Origin of the sequence: Streptomyces sp. NPDC058459, assembly GCF_042721685.1 — a bacterium.
Classification (GTDB): domain Bacteria; phylum Actinomycetota; class Actinomycetes; order Streptomycetales; family Streptomycetaceae; genus Streptomyces.
This window is the reverse complement of the sequence record NZ_JBHXLV010000063.1, coordinates 22,956-31,523: the sequence shown is the minus strand read 5'-3', so window position 1 is coordinate 31,523 and position 8,568 is coordinate 22,956. Positions and strand designations below refer to the sequence as shown.

The 8,568-nt window shown below is 70.5% G+C and carries 14 protein-coding genes; all 14 read left to right on the top strand.

Going from position 1 to position 8,568, the window contains the following annotated elements; translation table 11 throughout:
* Positions 1-154 precede the first annotated feature (154 nt).
* Entirely contained in the window at positions 155-2,512 is a 2,358-nt protein-coding gene (locus ACFWN1_RS14760) for a UvrD-helicase domain-containing protein (protein ID WP_384361446.1), read from the top strand.
* Entirely contained in the window at positions 2,509-3,063 is a 555-nt protein-coding gene (locus tag ACFWN1_RS14755) for a hypothetical protein (RefSeq protein WP_384361443.1), read from the top strand. The genes ACFWN1_RS14760 and ACFWN1_RS14755 overlap by 4 nt, the downstream gene beginning before the upstream one ends.
* A gap of 65 nt (positions 3,064-3,128) precedes the next feature.
* On the top strand, positions 3,129-3,545 hold the full coding sequence (locus tag ACFWN1_RS14750) for a WhiB family transcriptional regulator (protein WP_384361440.1): 417 nt from the start codon (positions 3,129-3,131) through the stop codon (positions 3,543-3,545).
* Between the two features lie 81 nt (positions 3,546-3,626).
* Positions 3,627-4,652, top strand: a complete 1,026-nt coding sequence (locus ACFWN1_RS14745; protein ID WP_384361437.1) for a hypothetical protein — start codon at positions 3,627-3,629, stop codon at positions 4,650-4,652.
* Positions 4,649-5,350, top strand: coding sequence for a hypothetical protein (locus ACFWN1_RS14740; protein WP_384361434.1), 702 nt, complete (start codon positions 4,649-4,651; stop codon positions 5,348-5,350). Before ACFWN1_RS14745 ends, ACFWN1_RS14740 begins: the two co-directional genes overlap by 4 nt.
* The gene (locus ACFWN1_RS14735) at positions 5,347-5,637 is read left to right on the top strand and encodes a hypothetical protein (protein WP_384361431.1); all 291 of its coding nucleotides are present in this window, start codon (positions 5,347-5,349) and stop codon (positions 5,635-5,637) included. Before ACFWN1_RS14740 ends, ACFWN1_RS14735 begins: the two co-directional genes overlap by 4 nt.
* The gene (locus ACFWN1_RS14730; RefSeq protein ID WP_384361428.1) at positions 5,634-5,933 is read left to right on the top strand and encodes a hypothetical protein; all 300 of its coding nucleotides are present in this window, start codon (positions 5,634-5,636) and stop codon (positions 5,931-5,933) included. Before ACFWN1_RS14735 ends, ACFWN1_RS14730 begins: the two co-directional genes overlap by 4 nt.
* The gene (locus ACFWN1_RS14725; protein ID WP_384361425.1) at positions 5,930-6,154 is read left to right on the top strand and encodes a DUF6011 domain-containing protein; all 225 of its coding nucleotides are present in this window, start codon (positions 5,930-5,932) and stop codon (positions 6,152-6,154) included. The genes ACFWN1_RS14730 and ACFWN1_RS14725 overlap by 4 nt, the downstream gene beginning before the upstream one ends.
* Positions 6,154-6,387, top strand: coding sequence for a hypothetical protein (locus tag ACFWN1_RS14720; protein WP_384361421.1), 234 nt, complete (start codon positions 6,154-6,156; stop codon positions 6,385-6,387). The genes ACFWN1_RS14725 and ACFWN1_RS14720 overlap by 1 nt, the downstream gene beginning before the upstream one ends.
* A gap of 2 nt (positions 6,388-6,389) precedes the next feature.
* Positions 6,390-6,881 (top strand): single-stranded DNA-binding protein, encoded by a 492-nt coding sequence (gene ssb / locus ACFWN1_RS14715; protein ID WP_384361418.1) that lies wholly within the window; start codon positions 6,390-6,392, stop codon positions 6,879-6,881.
* The gene (locus ACFWN1_RS14710) at positions 6,881-7,336 is read left to right on the top strand and encodes a hypothetical protein (RefSeq protein ID WP_384361414.1); all 456 of its coding nucleotides are present in this window, start codon (positions 6,881-6,883) and stop codon (positions 7,334-7,336) included. The genes ssb and ACFWN1_RS14710 overlap by 1 nt, the downstream gene beginning before the upstream one ends.
* The gene (locus ACFWN1_RS14705; RefSeq protein WP_384361410.1) at positions 7,336-7,509 is read left to right on the top strand and encodes a hypothetical protein; all 174 of its coding nucleotides are present in this window, start codon (positions 7,336-7,338) and stop codon (positions 7,507-7,509) included. Before ACFWN1_RS14710 ends, ACFWN1_RS14705 begins: the two co-directional genes overlap by 1 nt.
* A 62-nt stretch (positions 7,510-7,571) precedes the next feature.
* Positions 7,572-8,309, top strand: coding sequence for a hypothetical protein (locus ACFWN1_RS14700; RefSeq protein ID WP_384361407.1), 738 nt, complete (start codon positions 7,572-7,574; stop codon positions 8,307-8,309).
* The gene (locus ACFWN1_RS14695) at positions 8,306-8,500 is read left to right on the top strand and encodes a hypothetical protein (RefSeq protein ID WP_384361404.1); all 195 of its coding nucleotides are present in this window, start codon (positions 8,306-8,308) and stop codon (positions 8,498-8,500) included. Before ACFWN1_RS14700 ends, ACFWN1_RS14695 begins: the two co-directional genes overlap by 4 nt.
* Positions 8,501-8,568: the final 68 nt, after the last annotated feature.

Sequence of the window (8,568 nt, the reverse complement as noted above, 5' to 3'; positions counted from 1 at the left end):
CTCGGGTTCGGCGTAACTGACAGGGGCGCGGGTGCTGCGTCCGCTGTCCGTGATGAAGGCCCGGGACGAGGCATGACGGCTGCGTCCGCGTTCCCGACGGGGTTCGAGTTCGATGGGGCCCGCGCCACCCCCAGAAAGGAGGTGCACCCCAGTGGTGAACCCCACTCCCGAGCAGGCCGAAGCCATCGAGACCTACAGCGACGGGCTCGACATGGTTCTCCAGGCCGGCGCCGGGTGCGGCAAGTCCGCGACGCTGAAGATGATCGCGCGGTCCGACTCGCGGCGCCGGATGACGTACGTCGCCTACAACGCGTCCATCGCCGCCGACGCCCGCCGCAGCTTCCCGACCAACGTCGTCGCCAAGACCGGGCACGGCCTCGCCTACGACCCGCGGTACGGCGCCCGGCTCCAGCGGCCCCGGCAGACCGCCCACCAGGCCGCGCAGGCCCTCGACGTCCGCAAGATCCTCGGCATCATCGGCTCGACGCCGACCATCACCACCGACATCGGCCACCCCAAGGCGATGACCAGCAAAATCATCATGCGGATCGCCCTCGACACCGTCACCCGCTGGTGCTACAGCGCCGACCCCGAGATCACCGCCCAGCACGTCCCGCAGTACGACGGCCTCACCAAGAAGAAGGCCCGCGAGCAGATGCTCGCGCTCGTCCTCCCCGTCGCCCGGGCCGCCTGGCAGGACCTGCTCCGCGACGACAGCGTCCTCAACCTCAACCACGACCACTATCTCAAGTGCCAACCGCCCGGAACCCTCGTGCGCGTCTCCAACAGGGTGGGCGGCGGCTACGGCAAGGGTGGCCCTGCTTACTACACGGCAGAAGTACCGATCGAGTCGATCCAGCCTGGTGAGAAAGTCATCTCCTGGGGCGGCCCTCGGTTGGGGCGGCTCCGCAAGCAGGGCTCTGTCGTCACCCAGGTCGGGCAGCGGCAGTACGACGGCGCGCTGATCACTGCTACCACCGCCTCAGGGCGCAGCTCCTCGTACACGCACGACCACATTTGCGTGTCGATGATCGGCGACTCCCTGGACGGCCGCACCGTCGTCTACCTGATGCGACGAGGCTCGAACTACCGAGTAGGGCGTGTGCTCTGGCGCTACGGCTCTCAGGGCAACACGCTGGGGCTCAACTCCCGCATCCGATCGCAGAATGCGGACGCGGTCTGGGTGCTCAGTGCGCATGATCAGGAGCAGGATGCCGCTCTCGCCGAGGCCCTGGTGCAGCACGAGTTCAGCATCCCCGGATGGCAGTTCCAGTCCCAGAACGAGCACATGCCCCTCGCCCAGTTCTGGGTGAAGGTCGGCGACAACCGTGCCGCTGCGGCCCGCTGTCTTCGCGCCCATGGCCGGGACATCCTGTATCCCCTCTGGGAGCGCGGCGGGCAGAAGCTGACCTCGCGGCTGCCACTCGAAGTCCGAGCGTGCAACCTGATGACCGGCATGCGCGTGTGCGAGGTCGACCTTGCGGAGCCCACCGACAATGGGACGGTCTCCACCGGGGGGTGGACCAACGCGTGGCAGCAGGCGGAGGTGACACGAGCCCCGTACAGCGGCCTGGTCCACTCGATCGAGGTGGACCAGGACCACACCTACATCGCAGACGGCATCGTCACCCACAACTGCTGGGCGCTCAGCGAGCCGCGCATCCCGACGGACGTGGTTCTCCTCGATGAGGCGCAGGACACCAACGATGTCTTGAGCGCCGTTCTGCTGGCCCAGGAGCACGCGCAGCGCATCGCGGTCGGCGACTCCGCCCAGCAGATCTACTCCTGGCGCGGGGCGAACGACGCCCTGGCCACCTTCACCCGCGAACTCGGCTGCCCCGAGCTGACCCTCAGCCAGTCGTTCCGGTTCGGGCCCGAGATCGCCGCCCGCGCCAACATCTGGCTCCAACTGATCGACGCGCCCCTCCGGCTCACCGGCTGGACGCACGCCGAGTCTCACGTCGGCCTGATCGAGGCCCCGGACGCGATCCTCTGCCGCACCAACGCGGGCGCCATGGGCATCGTGATGGAGGGGCTGGCCGCAGGGCGGAAGGTCGCGCTGGTCGGTGGCGGGTCCGCGATCAAGCAGCTCGCCTGGGCGGCCGAGGCGCTCCAGGGTGGCCGGCCGACTGACCACCCCGAGCTGATGGGCTTCGCCTCCTGGGACGATGTCCGCCAGTACGCCTTCGAGGAGGACGGCTCCCTCGAGGTCCTGGTGAAGCTCATCGATGAGCACGGGCCGGACCGGATCGTGGCAGCCGCGGACGGGCTCTGCTCCGAGCAGCAGGCCGAGCTGGTCGTGTCCACCGCGCACCGGGCGAAGGGCCGCGAGTGGCCGGCCGTTCGCATCCACGGCGACTTCCGGGCCCCGAAACCCGACCAGAAGACCGGCCTGCTGGTGCTGCCCCGGGAGGAGGGCCGCCTCGCCTACGTCGCGGTCACCCGAGCCCGCGAGCGCCTCGACGACACCGCCCTGGCCTGGGTCAGGGACGTGACGGCGGTGAGTTCGTGACCCACTCGAAACAGGCCGTCGCCGGGGTGCCAGTCGGCCGCCACCGTGACTGGATCTCCATCACGTCCCTGTCGGTCCCCACCGTGTGGATGGCAACCCCCGATGGCATCGTCTGCCTGGACCTGGTTGCCGTGGAGCTGGCCGTGAACGGGCGCCGCGAAGGGTGGACGCCGAGCGCGCACGAGGCCGCCTACGCCGCCAGCGTCCTGTTCGCGCGGGGCGTCGAGCACTCCGTGATCGCCAACCGGGTCGGCGTGAGCGGGACCACCATGCGGTCCTGGTACCCCACCGACGACACCCCCCTGCACGAGGCTCTGGCTCGCATCCGCGTCCGCACGCCGGGACAGAGCGCCGCTCCGGCAGCACCGCGACCGCGGGTGCTCCCCCAGTGCGGCACCTACGCCGGTTACCGCTTCCACCAGCGGTACAAGGAGCCGGGCTGCCAGGAATGCTGCGCCGCCCGCCGGGCCAGGGACCGGTACCGCCGCGCCCACGGCACGTACGCCGGGGCCCCCACGACCCCTGAAGAGATCGCGAAGTGGGCGGCATGACGGGCGTCAGCGACGCCCTGAGCAGCGTCAATCCGTTGTGTCCTGACCGAACGTCTGGAGAAGCCATGGGCCGAGAGTGGGAGCTGCAGGCCGTGTGCCGCACCGACGACCCCGAGCTGTGGTTCACACGGCAGGGGCACGCGGAGGCGACGCGCCTCTGCACCGAGGTCTGCCCGGTCAGGGACGCGTGCCTGGAGGCCACGCTCCGGCGGGAGGGCGATCTGTCCGCAGGCTACCGATGGGGAATCTTCGCCGGCCTTACCGGCGGGGAGCGGGCGGCCATCGCCCAGGAGCGCGGACAGATCGCGGCGGCCGCCCTGCGCGGCCCGGGCCGCCCGCTGGCGCAGTGCGGGACACGCGGCGCGTACCAGCGCCACCTGTCCCGGGGTGAACCGGTGGACGAGGCATGCCGAGCAGCGAACAACCGGGCTTCCCGCACGTACGCCACCAGCGGTTCGAGCCGAGCACCCGCAACTCGCTGAACTCCGGTGGCCCGGCGGATGAGACCGGCCGCCGGGCCACCGGCCACCACCCCGCTCGACCCCTCTCTAGGAGACATGCACGTGGGCAGCCGCCTGTACGTCGAGGTGCTCGACTTCGCACCGACGACGCTGACCCACCGCGAGAAGCTCGCTCTCGCGGTGCTGGCGGACGACGCCCGGGACACCACGCGGATCACCTGGTCCTCCGTGGAGTCCGAGAAGATGCTTCGCCGGGCGGACGTGTCGCGCCCCCAGATGTACGCGGTGATCAAGGCACTCGTGACGAAGGGCGTCCTGGAGAAGGTGTCGGCCGGCCAGAAGAACGGCACCGCGAAGTATCGGATCTTGCCCCTTCAGTGTCCGGAACTCCCTGACGCTGAGCCCGAGTCCGAGGGTCCGGACTCTGCGGACACTGACAAGCCTCAGCGTCCGGGAACTCCGGACACTCAACCCGAGGTTGAGGGTTCGCAAATCGCTGACACTGACGAGCCTCAGAGTCAGGGAATCCCGGACACTGACCCAGAATCCCAGTGTCCGCAAAACCCGGACACTGAAGAGTCTCAGTGTCCGGAAATCCCTGACGTCAGTGTCAGCAAATCCCGGACGCCTACTCACTCTCCTCCCTCTACAAGACCTCTCTCGTTCGGTGACCCCTCGTCTTCGGCCGACGGCCAAGACGACGCACCAGACGAGGTCCTCGAGGGCGAGCCCGTCGACGAACCTCCGACCGCCGACTCCGACGCCCCGATCACCGCGCAGACGATCGTCGCCGAGTGGCTGCAGCGATGCGCCAAGCGCCCGCCCTCCCGCGTCATCGGCCAGATGGCCAAGGAGATCCGCGTCCTCCTGAAGGACGACGGCATCCACCCAGACCACATCCGCCGCGGCATCGCCCGCTGGATGCAGCGAGGCCTCCACCCCTCGACGCTCGCCAGCGTCGTCAACGAGGTCATGAACACCACCGCTGGCCCGGCCGGCACCACCACCCCCCGCCAGCAGCCCGCCAACTCGCTCTACGACCCGGCCAGCGGCACGACCGTCTTCGACCGCGCCCGTGCCCGCGCCGCCGCCCGAGAAGCAGCACGCCAGGAAGGAGCAGCCCAGTGACCGAAGACGAAGCCGTACAGATCGCCGAATACGTCCAGGCCGCCTGCCCCGCCCAGAAGTTCGGCGAGTACACCCCCGACGTCTGGGGCGAGATCCTCGCCCCGTACGCCGTCGACGAAGCCCGCGCCGCCGTCATCGCCGTAGCCCGCCGCCAGCCCTTCGTCTCCCCGGCCGAGATCGTCACCGAGATCAAGGCCCGCCGCGCCGAGCGCATCGAGCTGGCGAACATCGTCGTCGACGGCGACCCCGCCCACACCGGCGCCGAGTCTGCCGCCGCCCTCCGGGAGATCATCCGGGCGGCTGGAGACGGCCTCACGGGCCCCAGCAGCATCCAGGCGTCCCTCGGGACCGCTGAGCGGCTCGCGCTGCCTCCTGGCGCCGATCATGGCCCGTACGAGGGTCGTGCAGCCGCCGTCCGTGCCGCCATCGGCAAGGTGCCCGCCGACCGCGACGCCACGAAGGACCCCCGCGGCCGGGGCTGCCGCCGCTGCGGAGCCGCCCCCGGCACCAGCTGCACCACCGGCACCCGCCGGCGCCGCGACGTCCACCCGATCCGCCTGGAGGACACCAAGCGTGCGGCCGCCGGCCTCCCGCTGCTCGACCTCGGCGCCGACGAGGCCCGCATCCGAGCCGCCTCCGCCGCCGCCCTCCACATCACCCACGACGATGACCAGGAGCAGGAGGCAGACCCGTCATGACGCAGCCGACCACCCGTCGACGCGGCCCGTACCGGTTCCCCGCCATGGCCCTGCGCTGCACATGGTGCCGCTCGAACCCGGGCGAACTCTGCACCAACCAGCGCGGTACCGCCGCCCGGCGCCGCGACGTGCACAGCGTCCGCATTGCCGAGTGGATCAGGGTCATGTCAATCAGGTGCCCCGAGCCCATCTGCCAGGCCCCCAGGAACCAGCCCTGCACCATCACCCCCGACGTCCACCAGGCCCGCGTCCTCGCCGCGCACGCCCCGACCACCACCACGCCATGAAACGACTCATCCCCTGCCGGGACTGCCAGCGCCCCGTCCTCTGGACGACCACCGAGGCCGGAAAGCACCTCGCCGTCGACCCCGAGCCGAACCCCGAAGGGAATACCGCCGTGCACCGCGACGGCACCGGCGCCGTCCGCTCCCGCCGCCCCTCCGCCGAACTTCCCCTCTGCGGCTGGGAGCGGCTCCACATGCCCCACGTCGCCACCTGCCCGCAGCGCACCCAGCAGCTCGCGCTCCCCGTCGGCGTCACCAGCCTCGCCGCCCACCGTCAGAAGCGAGGACATCGACCGTGAAGTGCCGGTACTGCCCGCGCCACCTGACGACCCCAGAGTCCCGAGCCCGCGGCTATGGCCCCGTCTGCGGCCGCCAGCGCGGACTGCTACCAGCGTCGACACCCCGTCAACGGGCCCTCACGACGCCCGTCACCCGGCCCCGCACACCCGTCCTGCCGGACCACATCCACCCCGACCAGACCACCATCCCCATCCAGCCCGTTATCCCCCTGGAGGACTGATGCCCGACACCGTCCCCACGACCATCGTCGTTCTGCGCGACCCACAGCCACCCCGCTACCACCACACCGACCCCGACGGCGACCGTCTGCTCATCACCACCGCCGACATCCCCGACACCGGCCCCGGCGTGTACTTCAAGACCGACCCCAACGGGGCCAGCATCCCGCTCGCCGAAATCCCCAACCTGATCAACCGACTCCGCGAGATCGCGGACAGCCGCAAGGAGAACTGACCGTGCTTCCCACCCTGACCGGCGTCGGCCGACTCACCGCCGACCCCGAGATGACCTTCACCCCGTCCGGCAAGGCCGTCGCGAACATCGCGCTCGCCTTCAACTCCCGCCGAAAGAACCCCCAGACCAACGAGTGGGAGGACGGCGACGTCTTCTTCATCCGCGGCTCCGTCTGGGAGCGCCTCGCCGAGAACGCCGTTGAGACCCTCGCCAAGGGCATGGAGGTCCTCGTGACCGGCGAGATCCGCACCCGATCCTGGGAGAAGGACGGCCAGAAGTACGAGCGACCGGACCTGTTCATCCGCTCCATCGCGCCCAACCTGGCCTTCGCCGTCGCCAAGGTGTCCAAGGACGCCGCCAGCCAGCAGAACGGCCAGACCAGCGGCCGCCCCCAGCAGGGCCAGACCCAGCGCTCCCGCCCGACCTCCCCGCCGGCCGACGACCCCTGGGCCGTCGACCAGGCCCAGGGCTACAGCAACGAGCCCCCGTTCTGATGACGGCCATCCGCAAAGACGTCGCCGACCTGCTCACGGCAGGCCACTCTGACGCCTACGTTGCCCGACAACTCGGCGTAGACCCTACGGCCACCGTCGCCCCAGCTCGTAGGGCGCTCAGACTGCCGAAGATCAAGCCCGGGCCGAAGGCCGCTGCCGCCCCAGAAGACCTGTTCTGGGAGCGGGTGAAGCGGATCGATGACGGCCACATGAAGTGGACTGGGTATCGCGGGAAGACCGGCGCGCCGGGCCTGCGTTACAACGGCTGCTTCTACACTGCGGCCCGTGTCGCCTTCCGGATCGCGCAGGGCCGGGACCCAGAGGGCTACACCCTGCCGGTCTGCGGGCACGACGGGTGTGTAGCGCCCGACCACCAGGCGGACCGGATCATTCGGGCCGAAGCTCGAAAGATCGACGCCCTGTACGCCAGCATCTTCCCGTCCGGACCCCGCTGATGGCCGCACTCATCCGCCTCCCCGGAGGCACCGACGACGCCGGTGAACTCGTCGAAGCACTCCTCACCGCAGCCGACGCCAAAGCCACCGACGCACCCGCACTCGCCACACGCTGGCGCCAACTCGCCCACGAAATCGGCGACTCCCTCGACACCCTGCCCGACCCCAAGTAGCAGCCCCCAGCGGACAGTGGGCCCCACGCAGCGGCCCCGCCCCGGAACCCACCGGAGCAACCATGTCCACGACACAAAACCGCACCCACAGGAACCAGGAACCGGAACCGGTTCGCCGGTGGTTCGCGCGCCTGTTCCGCCGCCCGACGGCCGCCTCGATCGCCCGCGCCAACCTGACTGCCACTGATCCCGCCGGCGCCTTCGCCACGGGTATGCGCCAGGCCGAGGCCCTTAACTCCGCCCGGGCGGACCGCGAGCGCGCCGTGGAGGCCCTGGCCGACCGCATCCGTGAGCGGGACGGCGCGTACCGTGAGCGGGCGCAGCTCCTCGCTTGGCTGACCGCGCTGCATCCCACCACCACCGTGATCACCCAGTCCCCGGATGTCGACGAGGACGGCTGGCAGCTGCTCTACCTCACGGCCGGCGGGTGGCAGATGTCCTGGCACATCCACCCCCGCGACGCCGACCTCTTCCAGCACGTGACCGTGGTCGACGTGACCGACCCGCGGGCGCAGTGGGACGGGCACGGCACCGTGGAGAAGTACGAGCGGATCGAGGAGCATGTCCGGCTCCTGGCGCTCGACGGGCCGGGCGGTGACGGGGCGTCGAAGCCCGTCACGACGACCGTCAGCGCGATCACCGCCGACTGCGCGCGGTTCCGCGGCCGCGTGCTCTGCGAAGTGTGGGCCGCGCTCCGCGATGCCCCGGACGGACCGCTGCTCGACGGCATGCGCATCGTCAACGACCTGATGGAGAAGGCGCAGCAGGCCGAACTCGACGCGGACGGCCGAAGCGCATGATCGACGACCGCGAACTCCGCTCCATCGCCATGGCCCAGCTCCTCGGCTCGGCAGAGACCAGCGGCGAGATCAACGCCCTGCGCCGGGTCGGCCTCCGCGCCGGATTCCTCTGGCGCTGCCCCAGTTGCCACACGGAGCACTACCCCAACCGCGAGACCTGCTGCGGCAAGCCGCGCACCGACGGCATCTGAGCAGGCCGCTGATCGAGCCACGTGGTGGCCGTCCGCGCCGATACCGCGGGCGGCCACCACACCCCGAC

Coding starts and splice junctions, on each gene's coding strand:
- ACFWN1_RS14750 (WP_384361440.1), top strand. CDS start 3,129: ATGGGCCGAGAGTGGGAGCTGCAGGCCGTGTGCCGCACCGACGACCCC.
- ACFWN1_RS14735 (WP_384361431.1), top strand. CDS start 5,347: ATGACGCAGCCGACCACCCGTCGACGCGGCCCGTACCGGTTCCCCGCC.
- ACFWN1_RS14730 (WP_384361428.1), top strand. CDS start 5,634: ATGAAACGACTCATCCCCTGCCGGGACTGCCAGCGCCCCGTCCTCTGG.
- ACFWN1_RS14720 (WP_384361421.1), top strand. CDS start 6,154: ATGCCCGACACCGTCCCCACGACCATCGTCGTTCTGCGCGACCCACAG.
- ACFWN1_RS14710 (WP_384361414.1), top strand. CDS start 6,881: ATGACGGCCATCCGCAAAGACGTCGCCGACCTGCTCACGGCAGGCCAC.
- ACFWN1_RS14705 (WP_384361410.1), top strand. CDS start 7,336: ATGGCCGCACTCATCCGCCTCCCCGGAGGCACCGACGACGCCGGTGAA.
- ACFWN1_RS14700 (WP_384361407.1), top strand. CDS start 7,572: ATGTCCACGACACAAAACCGCACCCACAGGAACCAGGAACCGGAACCG.
- ACFWN1_RS14695 (WP_384361404.1), top strand. CDS start 8,306: ATGATCGACGACCGCGAACTCCGCTCCATCGCCATGGCCCAGCTCCTC.